This is a genomic window from Bradyrhizobium sp. Pha-3, from assembly GCF_042258325.1.
Classification (GTDB): Bacteria; Pseudomonadota; Alphaproteobacteria; order Rhizobiales; family Xanthobacteraceae; genus Bradyrhizobium; species Bradyrhizobium elkanii.
On record NZ_CP170151.1, the window covers coordinates 9,299,626 to 9,322,686 of the forward strand.

The 23,061-nt window shown below is 64.9% G+C and carries 23 protein-coding genes; 9 read left to right on the plus strand and 14 right to left on the minus strand.

Features of this window, described 5'->3' with window-relative positions; genetic code table 11:
- Positions 1 to 114 precede the first annotated feature (114 nt).
- The 3 genes from ACE10X_RS44310 (at position 115) to ACE10X_RS44320 (ending at position 3,643) form a co-directional block, all read left to right on the plus strand.
- Positions 115 to 1,038, plus strand: a complete 924-nt coding sequence (locus ACE10X_RS44310) for a LysR family transcriptional regulator (protein WP_038382680.1) — start codon at positions 115 to 117, stop codon at positions 1,036 to 1,038.
- A 335-nt stretch (positions 1,039 to 1,373) separates the two neighbouring features.
- Positions 1,374 to 2,786: an MFS transporter gene (locus ACE10X_RS44315; RefSeq protein ID WP_375763883.1), complete on the plus strand. Its 1,413-nt coding sequence runs from the start codon at positions 1,374 to 1,376 to the stop codon at positions 2,784 to 2,786.
- A 104-nt stretch (positions 2,787 to 2,890) separates the two neighbouring features.
- On the plus strand, positions 2,891 to 3,643 hold the full coding sequence (locus ACE10X_RS44320; RefSeq protein ID WP_038382682.1) for a sulfate transporter family protein: 753 nt from the start codon (positions 2,891 to 2,893) through the stop codon (positions 3,641 to 3,643).
- Here the strand turns inward: ACE10X_RS44320 and ACE10X_RS44325 are convergent.
- The 6 genes from ACE10X_RS44325 to nth form a co-directional block, all read right to left on the minus strand.
- Positions 3,640 to 5,142, minus strand: coding sequence for a DHA2 family efflux MFS transporter permease subunit (locus ACE10X_RS44325; protein WP_375764664.1), 1,503 nt, complete (start codon positions 5,140 to 5,142; stop codon positions 3,640 to 3,642). The genes ACE10X_RS44320 and ACE10X_RS44325 overlap by 4 nt on opposite strands.
- A 62-nt stretch (positions 5,143 to 5,204) precedes the next feature.
- The gene (locus tag ACE10X_RS44330; RefSeq protein WP_038382683.1) at positions 5,205 to 5,717 is read right to left on the minus strand and encodes an isoprenylcysteine carboxyl methyltransferase family protein; all 513 of its coding nucleotides are present in this window, start codon (positions 5,715 to 5,717) and stop codon (positions 5,205 to 5,207) included.
- Positions 5,714 to 6,766: a type III polyketide synthase gene (locus ACE10X_RS44335; RefSeq protein ID WP_038382691.1), complete on the minus strand. Its 1,053-nt coding sequence runs from the start codon at positions 6,764 to 6,766 to the stop codon at positions 5,714 to 5,716. Before ACE10X_RS44335 ends, ACE10X_RS44330 begins: the two co-directional genes overlap by 4 nt.
- A gap of 138 nt (positions 6,767 to 6,904) precedes the next feature.
- Positions 6,905 to 8,524: an MFS transporter gene (locus tag ACE10X_RS44340; RefSeq protein WP_375763884.1), complete on the minus strand. Its 1,620-nt coding sequence runs from the start codon at positions 8,522 to 8,524 to the stop codon at positions 6,905 to 6,907.
- The gene (locus ACE10X_RS44345; protein ID WP_038382692.1) at positions 8,511 to 9,656 is read right to left on the minus strand and encodes an HlyD family secretion protein; all 1,146 of its coding nucleotides are present in this window, start codon (positions 9,654 to 9,656) and stop codon (positions 8,511 to 8,513) included. The genes ACE10X_RS44340 and ACE10X_RS44345 overlap by 14 nt, the downstream gene beginning before the upstream one ends.
- Before the next feature lie 66 nt (positions 9,657 to 9,722).
- Positions 9,723 to 10,508, minus strand: a complete 786-nt coding sequence (nth, locus tag ACE10X_RS44350) for an endonuclease III (protein WP_038382693.1) — start codon at positions 10,506 to 10,508, stop codon at positions 9,723 to 9,725.
- Between the two features lie 22 nt (positions 10,509 to 10,530).
- On the opposite strand from nth, the gene ACE10X_RS44355 reads away from it, so the two are divergent.
- Entirely contained in the window at positions 10,531 to 11,091 is a 561-nt protein-coding gene (locus ACE10X_RS44355) for a DUF2244 domain-containing protein (protein WP_038382685.1), read from the plus strand.
- A 112-nt stretch (positions 11,092 to 11,203) separates the two neighbouring features.
- Positions 11,204 to 12,100 carry a bifunctional helix-turn-helix domain-containing protein/methylated-DNA--[protein]-cysteine S-methyltransferase gene (locus ACE10X_RS44360; protein WP_038382686.1) on the plus strand — a complete coding sequence of 299 codons (897 nt, stop codon included), beginning with the start codon at positions 11,204 to 11,206 and terminating at the stop codon, positions 12,098 to 12,100.
- Between the two features lie 132 nt (positions 12,101 to 12,232).
- Here the strand turns inward: ACE10X_RS44360 and ACE10X_RS44365 are convergent, their stop codons facing one another.
- From ACE10X_RS44365 to dnaK, 8 genes are all read right to left on the minus strand, one after another.
- Positions 12,233 to 12,856: a 2,3-bisphosphoglycerate-dependent phosphoglycerate mutase gene (locus tag ACE10X_RS44365; RefSeq protein ID WP_028341753.1), complete on the minus strand. Its 624-nt coding sequence runs from the start codon at positions 12,854 to 12,856 to the stop codon at positions 12,233 to 12,235.
- Between the two features lie 47 nt (positions 12,857 to 12,903).
- Positions 12,904 to 13,716, minus strand: a complete 813-nt coding sequence (gene dapB / locus ACE10X_RS44370) for a 4-hydroxy-tetrahydrodipicolinate reductase (protein WP_038382694.1) — start codon at positions 13,714 to 13,716, stop codon at positions 12,904 to 12,906.
- 65 nt (positions 13,717 to 13,781) lie between these two features.
- On the minus strand, positions 13,782 to 14,084 hold the full coding sequence (locus ACE10X_RS44375) for a DUF1330 domain-containing protein (protein WP_028335765.1): 303 nt from the start codon (positions 14,082 to 14,084) through the stop codon (positions 13,782 to 13,784).
- Positions 14,085 to 14,105: 21 nt separating this feature from the next.
- Complete coding sequence (gene pyrF, locus ACE10X_RS44380) at positions 14,106 to 14,816, minus strand: orotidine-5'-phosphate decarboxylase (RefSeq protein ID WP_038382695.1); 711 nt, start codon at positions 14,814 to 14,816, stop codon at positions 14,106 to 14,108.
- A gap of 6 nt (positions 14,817 to 14,822) precedes the next feature.
- Positions 14,823 to 15,401, minus strand: a complete 579-nt coding sequence (locus ACE10X_RS44385) for an NADPH-dependent FMN reductase (protein WP_038382696.1) — start codon at positions 15,399 to 15,401, stop codon at positions 14,823 to 14,825.
- A 51-nt stretch (positions 15,402 to 15,452) separates the two neighbouring features.
- Positions 15,453 to 16,055, minus strand: a complete 603-nt coding sequence (locus ACE10X_RS44390; protein WP_028341757.1) for a class I SAM-dependent methyltransferase — start codon at positions 16,053 to 16,055, stop codon at positions 15,453 to 15,455.
- Between the two features lie 99 nt (positions 16,056 to 16,154).
- Positions 16,155 to 17,282, minus strand: a complete 1,128-nt coding sequence (gene dnaJ, locus ACE10X_RS44395) for a molecular chaperone DnaJ (protein ID WP_028341758.1) — start codon at positions 17,280 to 17,282, stop codon at positions 16,155 to 16,157.
- Between the two features lie 170 nt (positions 17,283 to 17,452).
- A complete protein-coding gene (gene dnaK, locus ACE10X_RS44400) occupies positions 17,453 to 19,354 on the minus strand; it encodes a molecular chaperone DnaK (RefSeq protein ID WP_026192053.1) in 1,902 nt (633 codons plus the stop codon).
- Positions 19,355 to 19,921: 567 nt separating this feature from the next.
- On the opposite strand from dnaK, the gene ACE10X_RS44405 reads away from it, so the two are divergent.
- From ACE10X_RS44405 to ACE10X_RS44420, 4 genes are all read left to right on the plus strand, one after another.
- Positions 19,922 to 20,857 (plus strand): hypothetical protein, encoded by a 936-nt coding sequence (locus tag ACE10X_RS44405; protein WP_028341759.1) that lies wholly within the window; start codon positions 19,922 to 19,924, stop codon positions 20,855 to 20,857.
- Positions 20,858 to 20,940: 83 nt separating this feature from the next.
- On the plus strand, positions 20,941 to 21,651 hold the full coding sequence (gene pncA / locus ACE10X_RS44410; protein ID WP_038382697.1) for a bifunctional nicotinamidase/pyrazinamidase: 711 nt from the start codon (positions 20,941 to 20,943) through the stop codon (positions 21,649 to 21,651).
- A gap of 22 nt (positions 21,652 to 21,673) precedes the next feature.
- Positions 21,674 to 22,525, plus strand: a complete 852-nt coding sequence (locus ACE10X_RS44415; protein WP_304557391.1) for a helix-turn-helix domain-containing protein — start codon at positions 21,674 to 21,676, stop codon at positions 22,523 to 22,525.
- Positions 22,526 to 22,593: 68 nt separating this feature from the next.
- A complete protein-coding gene (locus tag ACE10X_RS44420) occupies positions 22,594 to 23,019 on the plus strand; it encodes a VOC family protein (RefSeq protein ID WP_028341762.1) in 426 nt (141 codons plus the stop codon).
- Positions 23,020 to 23,061 lie beyond the last annotated feature (42 nt).

A 23,061-nucleotide genomic window follows, 5' to 3' on the forward strand; every position in this document is an offset into this window, starting at 1 on the left:
TACCCGCTTCGCTCGAAAACGCTTTGTGATCGGCGCAGGTTAGGCTTCCGCACGCTATCTGAAAAATATAATCTGTCGAATAGTGTATTCGTGGTTCTAGAACGCTGACCCCTCATGGATTCGCGGCAGCTTCGCTATTTCATCGCGGTTTACGAGCAGCGCAACCTGTCGCGGGCGGCGGATCAGGCCAATGTCGCGCAATCCGCGCTCAGCCACCACATCGCCAATCTCGAGGCGGAATTCGCCACGCCGCTGTTCGAGCGCAAGCCGCGCGGCATGGAACCGACCGCGGCGGGCGAGCGGCTCTATGAACATGCCCGCATCATCCTGCGCGCAATGGCGGCGGCCGAGCGCGAGATCAAGGAAGGCGCCAGCGTGATCGCCGGCGACATCTCGATCGGCATGGCCAATTCCGGGATGAAGGCGATCGGCGTGCCGCTGATGCGGACCGTGCTGACGAAATATCCGAACCTGAAGCTGTCGCTGACCGAGAGTCTCTCCGGCGCGACGCTGCTGCATCTGCTGAGTTCCGAGGTCGACCTCGCGCTGGTCTACAATCCGCCGTCGGAAAAGGACCTGATCGCCGAGCCGGTGCTGGAGGAACAGATGTTCTGCGTCGGCACCGAGAAGCTGATCGGCAAGAAAACGCCAATTTCCTTCGAGGAGGTGACGCGGCTGCCCCTGATCCTGTTGCGGTACGGACTATCGGCGCGCGCACTGCTGGATGATCCCGTGCTGCTGAAGCGGCTCGAGGCCAATGCGATCATGCACCTCAACTCGACCAGCGGCATGATCGGCGCGCTGACCGCGGGCTTGGGCTGCACGATTGCGACCACCCATTTCGTCAGCGAGCCGTTGAAGGCACGATCGCTGGTCGCGCGCGAAGTCATCGAACCAAAACTGACTCGCACCCTCTATCTTTGCCGCTTGCGCAACCGCCCGATGACCTACGTCATGGAGGAGATGTGCCGCCTGATCCGCGCCCTGATCGCAGATCAGGTCGGGCGCGGCGCCTGGGAGGCGACGCTCCTGATCTGAATGCATGACTCAGTGGTTGCATAACAGGTTCAGTGTCGTCCCTGCCTAGTGCGCAATTGCGCACGGGAGCAGGGACCGCAAAGTTGCGCACCAGTGGGACGACGAGTCCCTTTCACGGCACCCGCCGCGGCGAATGGGTCCCTGCTTTCGCAGGGACGACAGTTGAACAAGCCGTTTGACAGGTGAATCAAAGCAACCCTTCCCCCTGAGTTCGAAAATATCGAACGTTTCCTTCGATATGTTCGTCTGGATTTCTGGCTCCCGGCTGCCAAACATGCGCGACCGGCACGCCTTCGCAAGAGGGGCGGCCGTTGCACCATTCGGGGAGGACCATCATGAGCGCCGTCGAACTCGGCTCGGTCGCCGATCTCGCCAACACGACAAGCGGACCCGACCAGATTTCGCGACGGCTCGAGGCGCTGCCCACCTCCTTCTATGTCTGGCGGCTCGTGATCCTGCTCTCGCTCGGCGGCTGCTTCGAAATCTACGATCTGTTCTTCACCGGCTATATCGCGCCGGGCCTCGCCCGCAGCGGGTTGATGACCACGACGACGCAGGCGTTCTTCGGCTTCTCCGGCATCGGCGCCTTCGTCGCGGCGACCTTCGCCGGTCTGTTCGTCGGCACCTTCTGCCTCGGCTTCCTCGCCGATCGTTTCGGGCGCAAGGCGGTCTTCACCTGGTCGCTGCTGTTCTACAGCGCGGCATCGGTGATCATGGCGTGCCAGACCACACCCGGCGGCCTGCTGCTGTGGCGCTTCATCGCCGGGATCGGGATCGGCATCGAGGTTATCACCATCGACGCCTATATCACCGAGCTGGTGCCGAGCTGGATGCGCGGCCGGGCGTTTGCGATCAACCAGGCGGTGATGCTGTCCGCGGTGCCTGTTGTCGCCGCGCTGTCGTGGTGGCTGGTGCCGCTCTCGCCTCACGGCATCGACGGCTGGCGCTGGGTGGTGCTGATCGGCGCCGCCGCCAGCATGATCATCTGGGTGCTGCGGCTCTACGTTCCGGAAAGCCCGCTCTGGCTGGCGCGCCATGGCCGCGCCGCCGGGGCCGAGAGGATCATGCGGACGCTCGAGGCCGCAGCGCCGACGGCTGCGCCGCGTCCTGCTCCCGCGGTCGTAATCGCACCAGTTCGTGCGCCGGTCGAGACCGGCTATGCCGACCTGTTCAGGCCGCCCTACGTCTCCCTGGTCGTGCTGTTCATGATCTTCAATCTCTGCCAGGCGTTCGGCGTCTACGGCTTCTCCAACTGGGTTCCGGCGCTGCTGGTGCAAAAGGGCATCAACGTCACCAAGAGCCTGCAATATTCGTTCATCATCGCCTTCGCCTATCCGCTCGCGCCGCTCCTGGCCGCAACCTTCGCCGACCGCTTCGAGCGCAAATGGATCATCTGCGGCGCGGCCGCCGCGATCTCGGTGTTCGGCCTCGCCTTCTCGCAGCTCACCGAGCCGGTGCTGCTGATCGCCAGCGGCGTGCTGGTGACGGGGGCCAACATGACGCTGTCCTACGCCTATCACGCCTACCAGACCGAGGTGTTCCCGACCGCGATCCGGGCGCGCGCCGCGGGTCTCGTCTATTCGATGAGCCGGCTCAGCGCGACCTTCTCCGGCTTCATCGTGGCGTTCATGCTGAAGGAGGCCGGCGTCGGCGGGGTATTCGGCCTGATCACCGCGGCGATGGTCATCGTGATCATTGCTATAGGTGTCTGGGGGCCGAACGTCCGCGGCAGGCCGCTCGACGCCTAGAGCCTTTCGCTCGAAAACGCTCACACCGCGGCACAAACGGCACTTGCCGAAGCCATATTGGGTGTCTACCTCTCGCGGGTCATTTGTGCAGAGGTAACCCAGTCATGTTAGCCGCCGCCATCAAGGCGCTTTCGCAAATCCTGTCGCCGCCGATGCGCTCGATCCTGTGGCGCTCGATCGGGCTTGCACTGGTGCTGATCACCGTGCTGGCAATCGGATTGCAGCGGCTGCTCAGCTGGTTTGCCGACACTGGCGAGGTCTGGGCCGAAGGCATGCTCGGCCCCAACTTCCATTCCACGCTACACGTGCTGTCCTGGATCGTCTCGATTTCGGCGGGCCTTGGCGTCGTGCTCGGTGGCATCTTCCTGATGCCGGCGATCACCTCGCTGGTGGCGAGCCTGTTTGTCGACGACGTCGCCGACCATGTCGAGCGCGAGCATTATCCGGCCGACCATCCCGGCGTGGCGCTGCCGGTCACGCTCGCGACGATCGAGGGCGTCAAGACCGCGCTGCTGACGATCCTGGTCTATTTGGTCGCGCTGCCGTTCGTGCTGTTTGCGGGCGCAGGCTTCATCATCTTCTTCATCGCGACCGCCTGGCTGCTCGGCCGCGAATATTTCGAGCTTGCGGCGATGCGGTTCCGCTCGCCTGATGACGCCAAGGCGATGCGTAAGGAGAACGCGGCGACAGTCTTTACCGCGGGCCTGTTCATCGCCGCCTTCGTCTCGATCCCGATCGTCAACCTTGCGACGCCGCTGTTCGGCATGGCCTTCATGGTGCACATGTACAAGCGGCTGTCGGGCCCGCGGCGCGAGCTGATCGAGCCGGCGCGGCGAACCAATGTGTCCTCGGTCTAGGTGGTATCCGGAAGCACCGGCAGCGATGCCGGTACCCGATCGCTTGCGAATGGCACGAGCAGCAGTCCGACGATCGCCACGCAGGCGAGCATCGCCCAAGCCTCGTTGACGGTGAGTGCGAGCGACGCCCGTTCGACCAACGGCCGGATGAACGCCACCGTCGCGTCGTCCGGCAGACCCGGCGGACGGTCGATCAGCAACTTCGGATCGAGCCCGATCGCCCGCGCCGCGGCGACATCCCCCGCCAGCAGGCGCACGCGGAAATCCTCGCCATAGATTGGGCTTCGCCCATAGAGGATGGTATCGATCAGGGCGATCCCGATCGCGCCGCCCAGATTGCGCATCAGGTTGAACAGTCCGCTGGCGTCGGCAATTTCCGCCTCCGCAAGGGCGCCCAGCGCAATGCGCGTCGGCGGCAGCAGGCAGAACATGATCGCGACGCCGCGCACGACCTGCGGCCAGAACATCTCGCCAAAATCCGCTGTGCGCGGCTGAATGGCGCTCCAGCCGAGGCCGAGCGCGAACAAGGCGAAGCCCGCGCCGGTCAACTGCCGCGCGCCGACGCGGCTTTCGAGGACCGCCGCAAGCGGCGCGGCGACGAGCTGCGCAACTCCCGTGACCAGCATGATCGTGCCGATCTCGAAGGCGTCATGGCGGCGGACGAAACCGAGGAATACTGGCATCAGATAGGTCGATCCATACAGGCCAATGCCGAGGCAAAAGCTCAGTGCGCAACCGATCGCGAACGGACGCCGCTTGAAAAGCGTCAATTGCGCGATCGGATAGGCCGCGCGGAGCGTGCGCCGGATCAGCAGCGCCATCCCGGCAATGCTTCCGATCAGCAGGCCGAGGCAAGGCATCGCGGCCCAACCGCGTTGCGGCGCTTCCTTCAAACCGATCATGAGGCTTGCGAGCGTCGCCGCGAGCAGGACTAGCGACCATTTGTCCAGCCTGGAGAATGCGCGAAGCTGCACGCCTTCCTTCGGAAGCAGCAACGGCGTGACCGAGGCTGCCACCGTTCCCGGAACCACAGTGATCAGGAATAGCCATGGCCAGGACCAGGTCTGCGTGATCCAGCCGCCGACGACAGGTCCAACGGTCGGCGCGAGCACCGCGACGACGCCGCCGATCGTGGTGGCCACCGCATGAAGCCGCGCCGGGAACAGCGTGAACACGGCGGAGAACACTGCGGGGATCAGGACGCCGCCGGAAAATCCCTGCAGCACGCGAAATGCCAGCAGCGCGGCAAAGCCGCCGCTGAGGGCGCAGCCGACCGACGCGACGGTGAACAGGCTCACCGCAAGCGCGAACAGCCATCGCAACGACAGCGCATGCGTGAACAGGCCGGTCAGTGGGATCGCGATCACTTCCGCGATCAGATAGGCGGTCTGGATCCAGCTCATCGCCGCCGGCGAGATCGCAAGCGCGCGCTGGATCGTCGGCAACGAAGTTGCGACGACCTGGATGTCGAGAATCGCCATGAACATGCCGCAGCACATCAGGAGGAAGCCGGCCCAGGTCGCAGCCGATGGGCTGTCGGTTCGGTGATCCGCCCCCTTGCTCATGGCGTGCTTGTGCGTGGCCAGTCGGAAACGGAGAGCGCGCGGTTCTCGACCCGAATCCGGAGCGCAAGCACCGCGAGATTGAGGAGGCTGAAGATCAGCGCCAATCGCGGCAGGTGCAGCGCGAGGGGTAGCAGCGCGATTTCACCGACCACGACGGCGTAGTTTGGATGCGGGAAATATCGGTACGGCCCGGATGCGACCAGCGGCGCGCCCGGCAGCACGACGATTCGCGTGGTCCATCGCGGCCCGAGCGCGGCGAGGATCCACACCCGCAAGCCTTGCAGCACTAGAAAACCCGCCAGCGCGGCCAGATTGACGTCCTGGTTGCGGCCCCAGATCCACAGCGCGGTCAGCCAGCCGGCGTGAACCAGGACAATGAGCGGGTAGTGATTGGCGCCGACCTCGACCCCGCCTCGCGCGAGAAGCCGCTCGGTGTTGCGACGTGACAGCACGAGCTCGCCGAGACGCTGCAGCGTGACCAGCGCGAGGATGACCGACGCGAAGCTCACGCCGCGTGCCTGAGTGCAACGCAGCTGAGCGTGAAGCCCGGCCCGAGCGCCGTGAGCAGCGAGCGCGGCGGCAATCCCTTGGCGCAGGCTCGTTCGAGAACAAAGAGAACCGTCGGGCCCGACATGTTACCGCAAGCCGCGATGACGTCGCGTTCGTGATCGAGCGTGCCCTGATCGAGCGCGAGTGCCCGCTCCAGCGCGGCGATGACCTTGGCGCCGCCGGGATGGCAGAGGAAGCGGTCGACGTCATCGGCTGTCAGCTGCATCCGCGCGAGGATCTCGACGACGGCCGGCCCAAGATGGTCGCGGACGAAATCCGGAATGGTTCGCTGAAAGACCACGCCGAATCCCTCCGGATCGACCGTCCAGCCCATAACGTCGAGCGTATCCGGCCACAGCTTTTCACCCGTCGCCTCGATCCGCGTCGCACCGCCGTCCCCGGCGCGCAGCACGATCGCGGCCGCGCCATCGCCGAACAGGCTGGCCGCAACGATATTTGCCTTGGTGAGCTCGTCGTGCCGGACCGCGAGCGTGCAGAGCTCGAGCGCAACCAGCAGCACGTTCGCTCCCGGCCGCGCTTCGGCCAGCCGCGCCGCGATCGACAGGCCAGATACGCCGCCCGCGCAGCCGAGGCCGAACACCGGCACGCGCGACACATCCGTCCGCAGACCGAGCTTGCCGGCGACGCGCGCCTCCAGCGTCGGCGTGGCTATCCCCGTCGAGCACACCGTGACCACGATATCGATGTCACTGCCGGTCAGGTCGGCCCGCGCCATCGCCTTGCGGGCCACGTCGACGTACAACGTCTCCGCGCCCTCCAGGAACGCCAGCGTTCGCTCCGGCCAGCCGCGCCGTTCGAGATACCATTCGATCGGCTTGACGCCGTAGCGATGCTGGATGCCGGTGTTGGCGAACAGGCTGGAGAGCGTCTCGAATTCGGCATAGCGGTCGGCGAGGAGGTTACGCGCGGCCTGCAGGACCTGTCCCTGATGGAATAGATGCGGTGGAACCGCCGTCGCCAGGGAAACAAGCGCGGCCGTCTGCTTCATCTCGATCATCGTGGCTCCATTTCCCCCGCTCTTGGAACCGCGCGATGAGCAAAATATTTCAGCACGCCTGCGACATAGCGCGAGCGCCGCATTCACTATAAATTGACCCGGCGGCGATATCCGCCGCCTCTTCGCAAATCAGGAAGCGGCGGCGCCCAGCCTGCGCATCACGCTCTTCACGAAGCCCAACGGCGCCGGCGACAGCGGGCCCTGCGGCGCGCGCGTGATGAAGGCGACCAGGACCAGCGCCAGGATCGCGAGCCAGAAGCACAGCCAGAAGCCGTCGATATAGGCGAGCGTGTTGGCCTCGCGCTGCACCAGCGCCGCCAGCGTGCCGACGGCGCGCCCCGTCGCGGTCCCGATACCGTGGCCGGAAAATTCACCTGCCAGCCGCTTGAGCAGGTTCACGACGTCGATATCGCCGTTCTGCACATGCTGTCCGAGATAGTTCGAATGGATCTGCTCGCGGACCCGCAGCCACGTCCCCATCAGCGCGACGCCGATCTCGGCGCCGCCAAGGCGCATGATCTGGATATAGGCCGCGAACGCCGTCGCCCGCGACGGATCGGAATTCGACAGCGCCATGATGATGATCGGCAGCAGCGTGAACGCCTGCCCGATCGACGTGAGCAGGACGATGCCGACAAAATCCTCGCGCGCCCAGACATGGCTCAGCTGCGTGCCCCAGAGATTGGCCGCCGCGAATGCCGAGAAGCCGAGCACCACGACGATACGCGGATCGAGGTGGCGCAGCAGCAAAATCGAGACCGGCACCAGCACGAACATCGGCAGCGCGCCGTAGGTGAACAGCAGCACGCCCGACTGCTCCGGCCGCAACGCGCCGACGGTGCCGAGGAAGTTCGGGACCAGCGACGAATTCGACAGGCTGGTCAGCGTGTACAGCAGGATGACGATCAGCGAGAGCCCGATGTTGCGCGAGAACAGCACGTTGAAATGCGCCCAGGGCCGACGCGCCACCATTTCGTTGAGCATGAAGGCGACGATCAACAGCCCACCACCGATCAGAAGCGCCATCACCGTGCCCGACGACAGCCAGTCCAGCCGGTTGCCCTGATCGAGCCCGGCATAAACCATCGACACCCCGGCACCGAGCAGCAGCATGCCGCCCCAATCGGCATGGTGCAGCAGGTCGCGATTAACCGGCTCGTTCGGGGTGCCGAGATACACCATCAGGCCCATCAGCGGCGCGATCACCACGCCCTGCCAATACAGCCACTGCCAGCCGAGATGCTCGACATAGAAGCCGACCAGCGAGCTCGACGAGTCGAGCGCGAAGCCGACGCGAATCGAGTACATCGCGATCGCCGGCAGCCACCATCGGATCGGCAAATTGCGCAGGATGATCATCAGCGTCGCCGGCACGAAGGTGCCGAGCAACATGCCGTGGGCGATGCTGAGCGCGATCAGCGTCGTGTAGTCGCGCGCGAACGGGATGGTCAGCGAGACCACGGCATAGACCAGGCTCGGAATCCCGAGCACCCGGCGCAGGCCGAACACGGTGGCAAGCCAGGCCACCGCAGGCGCGACGAAGATCTGCGAGCCGATGGCAGCCGTCGAGAGCCAGGCGCCCTCGTCGAAGCTGAGCGAGAACGCACCGCGCAAATCGGGCAGACCGACAGAGGTCAGGCGACTGTCGAAATTCGCCAAGAACGCGCCGAGCAGCACGGCGACGACCGCGAACAGCGGATAGCGCGCGACGTCGCCGCGCGAGACCGGACCACGGTCACTTTCCGCCATTGGCGACCGCCTCGCCGGTGTCGATCCGCGTGACGACCGACATGCCCGGCAGCAGGCGCTCGAGCAATGGCTGGCCCTTGTCGAACTGGATACGCACCGGAATGCGCTGCACCACCTTGGTGAAATTGCCGGTGGCGTTATCGGGCGGCAGCAGCGCGAATTGCGATCCGCTCGCCGGTGCGATGCGCTCGACGACGCCGCGCAGCTTCTGGCCCGCGAATGTGTCCACGGTGACCTCGACCGGCTGGCCCGGCTTGACGTTGGTCAGCTGGGTCTCCTTGTAGTTGGCGATCACGTAGACGTTGGGCAGCGGCACGACATTGATCAGATTGGCGCCGATGTTGACGTAGTCGCCCGGCTGCACCTGGCGCTCGCCGGTGACGCCGTCGAACGGCGCGACGATCTTGGTGTAGCCAAGCTTGAGCTTGGCCGATGCCAGCAGCGCCTTGGCGGCGTCGAGGTCGGCGGCACGCTGCTTCTTGGTACCCTGCAGGACCTCGAGCTGGTGGCGCTGCGCCGCGATCACAGCGCGGCTGGCGCGCACGTCGGCCTCCGCCTTGGCGTAGGATGCGGTCGCCTGCTCGAGTCGCTGCCGCGTACCGGCGTCGGTTTGCGACAACGACTGCTGACGCTCTTCCTCCTGGCGTGCCAGAGTCTGCTGCGCCTCCGCGGACAACCGTGCAGCCTCGGCCTGCGCGATGGTCGCATATTGCAGCTCGACCTGGTTGTTGAGGTTGTCGAGCACGGCCTGGGCACCGACCACGCCGGCCTCGGCCTGCGCCACCTGTGCCTGATAATCGGCCGGATCGATCTGCACCAGGAGATCACCGGCCTTGACGCGCTGGAAATCGGAGACGGCGACGGTGAGCACCTCGCCGGACACGCGGCTGGAGAGCTGGGTCAATTCGGCGCGCACATAGGCATCATTGGTGGTCTGGATCGTGGCGCTGCCGACCCAGGCATCCCAGCGACTGGTCGCCACCGCGACGAACACCAGCGCGATGAGCACGGCAAACAGCGGAATCGCGAAACGGCTCCAGAAGCCGCTTGCCGAAGGTTGCGGCTTGGCAGGCGCCGCAGCAGGCGCGGTCTGGCTGGCGGGCGACGGACCATCTTGAACCTGCTCGGCCACACCAAACTCCTCAAGCACGCGCCCAAACGCCGGACGAACCTATTAGCACATGATGACGATCATGCCTCAGACGGTCTTCTCCGGCCACCGACAGAGATCATTGATCAGACACACTTCGCAACGTGGACCGCGGGCGAGGCAGGTGTAACGGCCATGCAGGATCAGCCAGTGATGGGCGTGCAGCATGAACTCGGTCGGGATCACCTTTTCCAATCCCAGCTCGACCTCGAGCGGTGTCTTGCCGGGTGCGAGCCCGGTGCGGTTGCCGACGCGAAACACATGGGTGTCGACCGCCATCGTGTGCTCGCCGAATGCCATGTTGAGCACGACATTCGCGGTCTTGCGGCCGGCGCCGGGCAACGATTCGATTTCGGCGCGCGTGCGCGGCACCTCGCCGCCGAACTCGGCGATCAGCTTCTGCGAGAGCGCGATGACGTTCTTCGCCTTGTTGCGATAGAGCCCGATGGTCTTGATGTAGTCGCGCACCCTGTCTTCGCCGAGCTCAAGCATCTTCTCCGGCGTGTCGGCGCCCGCGAACAGCGCCCGCGTCGCCTTGTTGACGCCGGCATCGGTCGCCTGCGCCGACAGCACCACCGCAACCAGCAGCGTGTAGGGGTTGAGGTGCTCGAGTTCGCCCTTGGGCTCGGGATTGGCTTTGCGGAACCGGTCGAACGCCTCGTAGACCTCCTCCGCTGTCCATGGCTTCGGCTTTACGGTCCGCTTGGCGGCCTTCTTGGCCGGCTTCTTTGCCCCGCGTTTGGGCAGCAGCCTTGCCGCTTTTGCGGCTTTCTTCTTCGGTGCGGAGCGAACGCTTGACGTGCTGGCGCGTTGAGAGCGAATGATTTTGGCCATGAACCGGATATACTGATACGTCATGACCGCAGGCAACGACTTTGATCCGGGCGAAGATCTCAGGGCCGATGACCTCGCGGCTGATGCCGCTGAGGCCGAGCCCAAACTGTTCTCGGCATTGCTGACGCCGCACCGCTCGTTGAATCGCACCGGCTTTATGGTGCTGATGTCGTTCGTCACCGCGGTCAGCTTCATCGCCGGCGCGGTGTTCTGGTGGCTCGGCGCCTGGCCGATCTTCGGCTTTTTCTGCCTCGACGCGCTGGTGATCTATTGGGCATTCAAGGTCAATTTCCGTACCGCCAAGGCGAGCGAGGAAATCACCGTCACGCCGTCGGAACTGCGGGTGCGCAGGATCAGCCATCGCGGTCATGTGGCGGAATGGGTGCTCAATCCGCTCTGGGTGCGATTCGAGCAGATCTCGCACGAGGAGTTCGGCATCGAGCGGCTCTATCTGGTCTCCCGGGGCCGCCGGGTCAGCGTTGGCAGCTTCCTGGGTCCGGACGAAAAGGCAAGTTTCTCCAAGGCCTTGACGGCGGCGCTCAACGCCGCGAAACGCGGCCCGACTTACAACCCCATCCACTAGTCGAGCTTATTTTTGAGCATGATCTTGTCGGAAAACCGGTCCCCACTTTTCCGGATCATGCTTGTCAGAAATCGGGTGGTTTGGACGCGCCATGGCTCCTAAATCAGACACCATGATGACACTCGCCATACACGATCAGCGCCTGGCCAAGCCGGGCTTCCAGAGCGCCGCACTGCGCGACTATGACTCGGTTCGGCGCGCCATCGCGTTCATCTCGGAGCACTGGCGCGCGCAGCCGACCATCGAAGCGATGGCCGATGCCGCCGCCGTCACGCCGGATGAACTGCACCATCTGTTCCGGCGCTGGGCGGGGCTGACGCCGAAGGCCTTCATGCAGGCGCTGACCCTGGACCACGCCAAGAACCTGCTGCGCGATTCCGCCAGCGTGCTCGATGCGGCACTCGACTCCGGCCTGTCAGGACCGGGACGGCTGCACGACCTGTTCGTCACGCATGAGGCGATGTCGCCGGGCGAATGGAAGACCGGCGCCGGCGGCATGACGCTGCGCTACGGCTTCCATCCCTCGCCGTTCGGCACCGCGATCGTGATCGCAACGGATCGCGGGCTTGCGGGGCTTGCCTTCGCCGACCACGGCGACGAGCAGACCGCATTCGCCGACATGAAGCGGCGCTGGCCGAACGCGACCTATGTCGAGGACACCGACGGCACCACCGCATTGGCGCAGCGCGTGTTCGATACAAGGTTGTGGCGGGCGGACCAGCCGCTGCGCGTCGTCTTGATCGGCACCGACTTCGAGGTGCGGGTGTGGGAGACGCTGCTCAAGGTCCCGTTGGGCCGCGCGGTCAGCTATTCCGACATCGCCTGCAAGATCAACAGCCCGAAGGCCTCGCGCGCGGTCGGCGCCGCGGTCGGCCGCAATCCGGTGTCGTTCGTGGTGCCCTGCCATCGCGCACTCGGCAAGAGCGGCGCACTGACCGGCTATCACTGGGGCATCACCCGCAAACAGGCGATGCTGGGCTGGGAAGCCGGCCAGGTCGGATTGCATTAGGGTAAGCCGTTCTCGGTCCCGTCACCCTGAGGAGCGCGAAGCGCGTCTCGAAGGGTCGACGGCCCGGCTGGTGGCCGTGCATCCTTCGAGACGCGCTTCGCGCTCCTCAGGATGACGGAACAATCAGGTCGTCTACCCCGCCAGATCGACCTTGGACGCAACGGTGGAATCGGCATTGAGCCGATAGACCACCGGCGCGCCGGTGGCGAGTTCGCGCTTGAGGATCTGCTCCGGCGTCAGCTTCTCCAGCACCATGATCAGCGCGCGCAGCGAATTGCCGTGGGCGGCGATCAACGTGCGCTGGCCGCGCAGCACGCCGGGCAGGATCTCCTGCACGTAATAGGGCAGCGTGCGCGCCAGCGTATCCTTCAGGCTTTCGCCGCCGGGCGGCGGCACGTCGTAGGAACGGCGCCAGATCAGGACCTGGTCCTCGCCCCATTTCTTGCGGGCGTCGTCCTTGTTGAGGCCGGAGAGATCGCCGTAGTCGCGTTCGTTAAGCGCGAGATTCTTCGTGGTCGGCAATCCGGTCTGGCCGATCTGCTCCAGCATCAGCTTCAGCGTGTGCTGCGCACGGGTGAGATCGGAGGTGAACGCGACATCAAACGACAGGCCCTGCGCCTTGAGCTTGCGGCCGGCCTCGTTGGCTTCGTTGACGCCTTGCTCGGTGAGATCAGGGTCCTTCCACCCGGTGAACAGGTTCTTCAGATTCCAGTCGCTCTGACCGTGACGAACGAGCACAAGAAGACGATCACTCATTTCAGATTCCGTTTTCGCTTAGCTGGATTTCATTCCGTCGAGCAGTGTCAGTCGCCCAGCCCCAGCACATCGGCCATCGAATACATGCCGGGCTTCTTGCCATGCGCCCACAGCGCCGCCTTCAGCGCGCCCTGCGCGAACAGCGCGCGATCCTCGGCATGATGCGAGAGCGTGATGCGCTCGGAGGGGCCGGCAAAGATCACGCTATGATCGCCGGCCGCGGTGCCGCCGCGCAACGAGGCAAAGCCGATATCGCCGGCGCGCCGCGCGCCGGTGAGACCATCGCGACCGCGCGCCGAATGCTGATCGAGCGCGATCTTGCGTCCCGCGGCCGCGGCTTCACCGAGCATCAAGGCGGTGCCCGACGGCGCATCGATCTTGGACTTGTGGTGCATCTCGAGAATTTCGATGTCAAAGCTCTGATCGAGCGATTGCGCGACGCGCTTGACGAGCGCGGCGAGCAGATTGACACCGAGGCTCATATTGCCTGATTTCACCACGATGGCGCGGTTGGTCACGCTGCGGATCACCGCATCGTCGGACGGCGACATCCCGGTGGTACCGATGACGTGAACGAGGCCGCGCTCGGCCGCGATCGCGACATTGGCGATGGTCGCGGCCGGCACCGTGAAATCCAGGATGCCGTCGGCGCCCGCCGACATCGACCACAGATCGGCCGACAGCCTGACGTCATTGGCGGGGAGGCCGGCGAGCACGCCGGCGTCCTTGCCGAGCAGCTCCGAGCCCGGCGCTTCCAGCGCACCGACCAGCACCGCCCCCGGGGTCTCGGAAATCACCCGCGTCAGCGTGCGGCCCATCCGGCCGCCGGCTCCCGCAACAATCAGACGCATGTCAGCCATGGCTCACCTCTCCACGCGATATAGCGAGCCAAGGCTGTTCCGGCAACCGAACCGGCCACCCGCAATCAGGGCTGCGGGCCGTCATAGCCCTCGATGATGATGAGGTCGGCGATCGAATGCGGCTGCCGCACCTTGATGTTGGCCTGGTACTCCGGGGAGTTGTAGCAGGCCATCGCGGTTGCATAGTCGGGGAATTCGATCACGACATTGCGGGAGCGGCTCTCTCCCTCGACGCAGTTGAGCTGGCCGCCGCGCACCACGTAACGGCCGCCGAACTTCTTGAAGATCGCAAGGTTGGCCACCGCGTAGGGCTTGTAGCCCTCGTCATTATGAACGTCGACGCGTCCAATCCAGTATCCCTTCGCCATCTCTGTTCTCCCTCTTGTTGTTCAGGCAAGCGCCTGGGCGATTTCGGCGTGAATGGCTTCGGCTGATGCCTTCGGATCGGCGGCTTCCATCACCGGACGTCCGACCACCAGATAGTCGGCGCCGGCGGCAATGGCGCGGGCCGGCGTCATGATGCGCTTCTGATCGCCGGTCGCCGAGCCCGCGGGGCGGATGCCCGGCGTCACCAGGTTCATCTGATTGCCGACGATCTTGCGCAAGGCGGCCGCCTCCTCGGGCGAGCTGACGAGGCCGTCGACGCCAAGCGCCTGCGCCTGTTTGGCGCGCGCTTCGACGAGATCGGAGACGTTGAGGCGATAGCCCGCCGCATGCAGGTCAGTGTCGTCGTAGGAGGTCAGCACCGTCACCGCGAGGATCTTCAGGCCGGAGCCGGCGCGGGCCTCGACCGCCGCCTTCATGGTCTGCGGGTAGGCATGCACAGTGAGAAAGGTCGCGCCGAGCCCGGCGACGCTTTCGACCCCGCGCGCGACGGTGTTGCCGATGTCGTGCAGTTTCAGATCGAGGAAGACCTTCTTGCCGCTGCCTGCAAGCTGCTTCGCCAGGATGAGGCCGCCGGCATAACCGAGCTGATAGCCGATCTTGTAGAAGGTGACGGCATCGCCGAGCCGGTCGATCATCGCCTCGGCGCCGGCGACCGACGGCAGATCTAGCGCCACGATCAACCGGTCTCTTGGAGCGATCCTGACTGGCTGCATGTCACCTCACATCATGCGTTGGGAATGGTCGATCAGCTGCCGCACCAGCGCCCGCATCGCGTCGATGTCGGCCTGGTGCTTCAGATGATCCATATCGTCGTAGGCCTGCTCGGCGAATGACAGCGCGAGCTGGTTCGGGATCACGGTGGCGTGGCACGCCGTCAGGATCAGGCGAAGCGCAGCCAGCGCGCGCGTGCCGCCGAGCCGGTTGCCGGATGCGGCTGAAATCGCGAACGCGCGGCCGTGGAACACTTGACCTCGCACCTCATGCGGATCCTGCACGCGGCTCACCCAGTCGATCGTGTTCTTCACCAGCGCCGGCACCGAGGAATTGTATTCCGGTGTCACGATCAGCACGCCATGATGGGCGCCGATCATCCGCTTCAGATTCACGGCATGCTGCGGCACGCCGGATTTCGCCTGCAGGTCGCCGTCATAGATCGGCAGCGGAAAATCGCCGAGCGAGATGCGGGTGACGTCGGCGCCGGATTGCGCCAGTTCGTACGCCAGCACGGCGGCCAGCTTCGCATTGAGCGAGCCTGACCGAAGCGATCCGGGGATCACGAGGATTTTCAGCGCGGACATCTTGAAATCGCAGGTATTGGGCGCAGGCCCGGCGCGACGGGCGCTGGGTGGTCAGCCCTTGCGATACACCCAGACCCGCGCGGGCGGAAGGTTCATCCAGATCCGCTCGGAGGCCTCTGTGGACACGCCCGGCAGCGACTTCGGAATCGGAGGCACCACCGAATAGGTAAACTGAATGAACGGCGCGCCGGGTGCGAGCGCCAGGAAGGCGTCACGGACCAGCCTCAGGCGGGTCAGCATCGGCTTGGTGACGAGCGGCAGACCGGAGACCACGGCCGAGGCGGGAGATTTCAGCACCTCCCACACAGTATCGCGCAGCGTGTAGGCGTCCCCCTGGACGACCCTGGCCTGCGGATAGCGTTCGCGCAGCAATGCGCAGAAGCCGGGATTGTATTCAACCAGGACGAGACGCTTTTGATCGACGCCGTGCTCGATCAGCGCGTTGGTGATCGCCCCGGTGCCGGGTCCAAGTTCGATGACCGGCCCCTCGGCGTCGCGATCGACATATTGCGCCATGGTGCGGGCGAGCAGCCGTCCGGACGGCATCACCGCGCCCATATGCAGCGGCTTCTCCATCCATGAACGGAGAAATCGAACCTCGTCGTCGAGACGGAGGGGCTTCTTCGACGCACGCACGGACGATTGCAAAGGCATGTCGCTACCAGGCGGGGACCGCACAATCGAGCGGTTGTCAGAAAACAGTCACAAAGACGTATAGGTCGAAGTCGTTACGGTCAAGCATAACGACTGCGGCTAGACGGAGCGATTGCCAAAGAAGTCCTTGACCTTAGAGAAGAAACCCGCAGCCTCCGGCTGGGTTGCGCCGGACGACAGTTTTTCGAACTCCATCAGCAGTTCTTGCTGCTTCTTGGTCAGATTTTGCGGCGTTTCGACCACGACCTGCACATACATGTCGCCGGTCTGGCGCGAACGGAGCACCGGCATACCCTTTGATGCGATGCGGAATCGGCGGCTGGACTGGGTGCCGGCCGGCACCTTCACCTTGGTCTTGCCCTTGTCGATGGTCGGCACCTCGAACTCGCCGCCGAGCGCTGCGGTCACCATCGAGATCGGCACGCGGCAGTGCAGGTCGGCGCCGTCGCGCTGGAAGAACTGGTGCGTGGTCAGCGACAGGAAGATGTAGAGGTCACCCGGCGGTCCGCCGCGGACACCGGCCTCGCCTTCGCCGGCGAGACGAATCCGGGTGCCGTCCTCGACGCCCGGGGGAATGTTGACCGACAGCGTGCGGTCGCGCGTCACCCGGCCGGAACCGGCGCAGGAGGTGCAGGCATCCTCGATCATCTGGCCGCGGCCCTGACAGCCGGGACAGGTCCGCTCCAGCGTGAAGAAGCCCTGGGCCTGCCGGATACGGCCGGCGCCGCCGCAATGCGAGCAGGTCTTCGGCTTGGTGCCGGCCTTGGCGCCGGTGCCCGAGCAGGATTCGCAGGTGACCGAGACCGGGATCTCGATCTGCGCGGTCTTGCCCTGGAAGGCCTCCTCGAGCGTGATCTCCATGTTGTAGCGCAGGTCAGCGCCGCGCTCGCGGCCGCCGCCGCGGCGCTGCCCGGCCATACCGAACAGGTCTTCGAAAATGTCGGAGAAGGATGAAGCGAAGCCGGCGCCGAAGCCGGGGCCGCCGCCGCCCATGCCCTGCTCGAAAGCGGCATGGCCGAAGCGGTCGTAGGCGGCGCGCTTGTCGCCGTCCTTCAGCACCTCATAGGCTTCGTTGATTTCCTTGAACCGGACTTCGCTGGTGGCGTCGCCCGGATTCTTGTCCGGATGCCATTTCATCGCGAGCTTGCGGAAAGCCGATTTCAGCTTGGTCTCGTCCGCGTTCCGCTCAACCTCGAGGGTCTCGTAATAGCAGCGCTTGGTGGACATCCTTCAATTCCGTCCGAAGTTCATCGCGATCGCCGAAGCTTGCGCTCAGGATCGCGTCAAGGATTGCGCCTGTCTGGAAGATGCAGCGATCGCCTTAAAGAAAAATGACCCCCACTCCTCCGAGACGCGGCGCGTGCTCATTGGTGTGAGGGTCATGATCGCAAATCCGCTTAAGCAGACTTCTTGCTGTTCTTGTCGTCATCGACCTCGGTGAATTCCGCGTCGACAACGTCATCCTTGGCAGCGTCCTTGGCCGCATCGGCCTCGGCCTGCTGCTTGTACATGGCCTCGCCAAGCTTCATCGAAGCCTGCGCCAGCGTGTTGGTCTTGGCCTTGATCGCCTCGGCGTCGTCGCCCTTCAGCGCTTCCTTGAGGTCGCTGACGGCGTCTTCGATCGCGCGGCGCTCGGTGTCGGCGATCTTCGAACCGTGTTCGGCCAGAGCCTTCTCGGTCGAGTGAACCAGGCCGTCGGCATGGTTCTTGGCGTCGACAGCCTCGCGGCGCTTCTTGTCCTCGGCCGCGTTGACCTCGGCGTCCTTGACCATCTTGTCGATGTCGGCCTCGGACAGACCGCCGGATGCCTGGATCCGGATCTGCTGTTCCTTGCCGGTCGCCTTGTCCTTGGCCGACACGTTGACGATGCCGTTGGCGTCGATGTCGAAGGTCACCTCGATCTGCGGCATGCCGCGCGGAGCCGGCGGAATGCCCATCAGGTCGAACTGGCCGAGCATCTTGTTGTCGGCCGCCATTTCGCGCTCGCCCTGGAAGACGCGGATGGTGACGGCGCCCTGATTGTCTTCGGCGGTCGAGAACACCTGGCTCTTCTTGGTCGGGATCGTGGTGTTGCGGTCGATGATGCGGGTGAACACGCCGCCCAGCGTCTCGATGCCCAGCGACAGCGGGGTCACGTCGAGCAGCAGCACGTCCTTGACATCGCCCTGCAGCACGCCGGCCTGGATCGCAGCGCCGATCGCGACGACCTCGTCGGGATTGACGCCCTTGTGCGGCTCCTTGCCGAAGAACTGCTTCACGACTTCCTGGATCTTCGGCATGCGGGTCATGCCGCCGACCAGCACCACTTCGCCGATCTCGCCGGCGGTCAGGCCGGCATCCTTCAGCGCCTTGCGGCACGGCTCGATGGTCTTCTCGACGAGGTCGGCCACCAGCGCCTCGAACTTGGCGCGGGTCAGCTTCATCGTCAGATGCTTCGGACCGGTCTGGTCAGCCGTGATGAACGGCAGGTTGATTTCGGTCTGCGTGGTCGACGACAGCTCGATCTTGGCCTTCTCCGCAGCCTCCTTCAGGCGCTGCAAGGCAAGCTTGTCGTTGCGCAGGTTGATGCCCTGCTCCTTCTGGAATTCGTCGGCGAGATAGCCGACCAGGCGCATGTCGAAATCTTCACCACCGAGGAAGGTGTCACCGTTGGTCGACTTCACCTCGAACACGCCGTCGCCGATCTCGAGGATCGAGACGTCGAAGGTGCCGCCGCCGAGGTCGTACACGGCGATCGTGCCGGACTTCGACTTGTCGAGACCGTAGGCGAGCGCGGCAGCCGTCGGCTCGTTGATGATGCGCAGCACTTCGAGGCCGGCGATCTTGCCGGCGTCCTTGGTGGCCTGACGCTGCGCGTCGTTGAAATAGGCGGGAACTGTGATGACAGCCTGCTCGACCTTCTGGCCGAGATGCGCCTCAGCGGTCTCCTTCATCTTCTGCAGAATGAAGGCCGAGACCTGCGAGGGCGAATAGGTCTTGCCATCGGCTTCGACCCAGGCGTCGCCGTTCGATGCCTTGACGATCTTGTAGGGAACGAGCTTCTTGTCCTTCTCGACCATCGGGTCGTCATAGCGGCGACCAATGAGGCGCTTCACCGCAAAGAACGTACGCTCGGGATTGGTCACCGCCTGGCGCTTCGCCGGCTGGCCGACGAGGCGCTCGCCATCGTCAGTGAAGGCAACGATCGACGGCGTCGTCCGCATGCCCTCGGCATTCTCGATCACCTTGGCGTTCTTGCCATCCATTACGGCGACGCACGAATTCGTGGTGCCGAGGTCGATCCCAATGACCTTACCCATGGTTTTCATATCCTCTTTGCTACGGCAGGTTGGTTGGGCCCTGACGGCGCTCCGTACCGAACCCCCAGACGTTCACATACTCGCGATATTGCGACGGTGAGCCTGATATAGGAGAGAGGGTCCTGCCCGCAAGGACTGGACGCAACGTTGAGGCCTGAAAAGACTGACGTTTGAAAGATTGTGTCAGCCCGACTGCGGCGCCGGTTCAAGCCCGATCCAAGTTAACAAATCGGCAATGATGCGGCACGCCGTCGACCGCGAACATCCGCTACACGACATCAGCGCTGTTGAGTGAACACTCACAAACGTCGTATGCGGGAGCGGCGCACAGGCCGAGGGCGCGCTGTTTGGCCGCTGGTGGCCGATCGTCGGAAACGTCGGGAAACTGGAAAGTGCCAGCCAATCGGGACGAAAAGCCCATGGAATCGGGCCTGCAGGCCCGGAGCGGGGCTTTGGCGGCCTGTTGCAGGGTCATCAAAACCGCTAAAAGCGGTCCGACTGAAAGAGGCCATCCAGCCCTGCACCGGCCCCGTTGCGCGGCCACCAAGCAAAACCGGTAGATCCCCCATGACGCCTTTTCGACTTCTCGTTGCGGTTGCCTTGCTGCTTGCTGCCACCTGTCGTGGCTTTGCCGCCGACGTGGTGTTTCCGCCGGGCGCGCATGTCGGGATGAAGCCGCTGGTGGGCCTCAACCGCGCCAAGTCGTTCATCGGCTTCGAGACCGAGGACCAGGGCGTGAAGGTCTTGATCGCCGATCTGCCCGCGGACGCCTACAACGAGGTCGTGAGCGCCTTCAAGGCCAACCCGGCCGGTAGCGGAAACATCAAGCCGGAGAGCCTCGAGACGCCGGCCGGCCTTGCCTATTACACCGTGGAGAGCGCGCGTGACGGCACCACCAATGTGCGGCGCTATTCCATGATCCTGCCGGGACCGACCTTCTCCGGCTATGTCGCGGTGCAGGTGCCGGAAAACGCGAGCAAGATCTACACCGACGACGCCGTGCGGCAGATGTTCGCCACCGCCCAGATCCGCAACGAGGTGCCGGTCGACGAACAGCTCGGCATGATGCCGTTCAAGGTCACCGAGCTCAGCAGCTTCAAGAATGTCCGCATGCTGGCGCCGGGCGCCGCGCTGCTGATGGCCGACGGCGACGACAAGGGCCTTGAGACCAAGCCCTTCATGCTGCTTGGCATCATCGGCTCGGCCCCGGCCACACCAGATGATCGCGGTCGCTTCGCCCAGCAGATCGCCACCACGATCCCCGGCGTGCGCGACGGGCGGATCACCATGTCCGAACCGATCCGGATCGACGGCCAGCCCGGCTTCGAGACGCGCATCGACGCCGTCAGCGGCAAGGACAATACCCCGGTGACCATCGTGCAGTGGCTGCGGTTCGGCGCGCAAACATCGATGCGCATCATCGGCAGCTCCCCGCGTACCGATTGGGAGAAGGCCTTCCCGCGCTTCCGCGCGGTGCGCGACGGCATCCAGCCGCGCGGCTGACAGGCCCGCCAAAAAATCGGACTTTCGCAGCTCCACGAACGGAACTAGCCTCCTCGCACGGCTACCAAAGCGAGGAGGGCGCGATGTTGGATCGACGACAGGTCGTTGCAGGGCTCGGTACGCTGGCGCTTGCCGCGCTGGTTCCAAAGCACCTCTGGGCGGCTGCGATCAAGCCCGACGACGGCTCCGCGCTGCTCGTGATCGACGTCCAGAACTGCTTCCTGCCCGGCGGCAGCCTCGCGGTGAAGGACGGCGAGCAGGTGGTGCCGGTGATCAACCGGATCGCCAAGAGCTTTGCCAATGTGGTGATGACGCAGGACTGGCACACGCCCGGACACATCTCCTTTGCCTCGACCCATTCCGGCAAGAAGCCGTTCGAGACCGTCGACCTTGCCTATGGCAAGCAGGTGCTGTGGCCCGACCACTGCGTCCAGGGCACCGACGGCGCTTCGCTGTCGAAGGAACTCGCGATCCCGCAGGCCGAGCTGATCATCCGCAAGGGCTTTCACAAGGACGTCGACAGCTACTCCGCGTTCACCGAGGCCGACGGCAAGACCACCACCGGGCTCGCCGCCTATCTGAAGGCGCGCAACGTCGAGCGGGTTTTCGTGGCCGGGCTCGCCACCGATTTCTGCGTGGCATGGACCGCGCTCGATGCGCGCAAGGCCGGCTTCGAGACCTATGTGGTGGAAGATGCCTGCCGCGGCATCGACACCCAGGGATCGCTCGCCAAGGCCTGGGACGACATGGCCAAGGCCGGCGTCAAGCGCATCCAGTCCTCGGATATCGCGTAGGACGCTGCCTCGCGACATCCGCATGGCCGAGTCGTCACCCCTTGCATTCGATCTCGCGCAGCGCCTGCCATCGCCGCGCCTGGCGGGCCTGATCGTCCGGATCACCGGTTATCGCGAGACCGCGACGGGCCGGTTCGCGCAACGACAGGCCGCGCCGCTGATCGTCCCGCTGATCATCAGTTTCGGCTCGCCGTTCCTGATCGCGCTGTCGCGCGAGCCCAGTGCGACCGATCGTCAGCTCAGCTTCGCCGCCGGCCTGCATGCCGGGCCTGTCTACATCGAGTCCGACGGGCACGCTGCCTGCGTGCAGGTCGATTTCACCCCGCTTGGCGCCTACAGCTTCTTCGGCGGCGCCGTGACCGACCTGGTCGGGCGCATGGTCGATATCGACGATGTGCTCGGCCATGATGGCCGTCGCCTGCGCGAGCAGCTCGGCGCCGTGGCGTGCTGGCAGCGCCGCTTCGACCTGATCGAGGCGTTCGTGCTGCGCCGCGCCGGCCACATGCCGTCTTTCGAAGTCGCGTTCGCCTATCGAAAACTGGCGCGTTCGGCCGGCGCTATCAGCATCACGGCACTGGCCGACGAGATCGGCTGGAGCCGCAAGCATCTGGCCGGCCGGTTTCGGTCCGAGCTCGGCCTCGCCCCCAAATCGCTGGCGCGCATGATGCGGTTTCACCGGGCGAGCCGGCTGGCACAAAGCGGCACCGCGCTTGGCTGGGCGGGGATCGCGGCGGAAAGCGGCTATGCCGACCAGGCCCATCTCGCCCGCGAATTCGTCGAATTCGCGGGCGAACCGCCAACCGCCTGGGCGCGCCGCCAGGCGCTGACCGGCCGCCGGCTGGTTCACGCCGGCGATGGGCTGGCGGACTGGTAACAAACCTTCAAGCCGACGCCGCGTTGCCTCGTGCAGGATGGCGCCGTCAGCCAAGGAGGTGAGCGACCATGACGCACGACATCGAACCGCCCCGCATCTATCCGACCCTGCGCTGCAAGGACGCCGAGGCGATGACCAATTGGCTCACGACGGTGCTTGGGTTCACCGAACACGTCGTCTACCGCGATGGCGGCGTGATCCATCACGCCGAGCTCGCCTATGGTTCCTCGATGCTGATGCTGGGCCAGAGCCGTGACGACGCATATGGCCGGCTGGTCGGCGACCTCGACAACCGTCGCACGGACTCGATCTATATCGCCGTCGACGATCCCGACGCGCTGCACGCGAAGGTCAAGGCTGCCGGCGCAAAGATCGAGATGGAACTGCGAGACACCGACTATGGCAGCCGCGACTTCGCCTGCCGCGATCCGGAAGGAAATCTCTGGAGCTTCGGCACCTATTGGCCGAAGGCACACGAAAAGCCGCGACCGTGAGCCCGCGCAATCCGCGAGCTCACAAACGGGCAGCCGGAATCG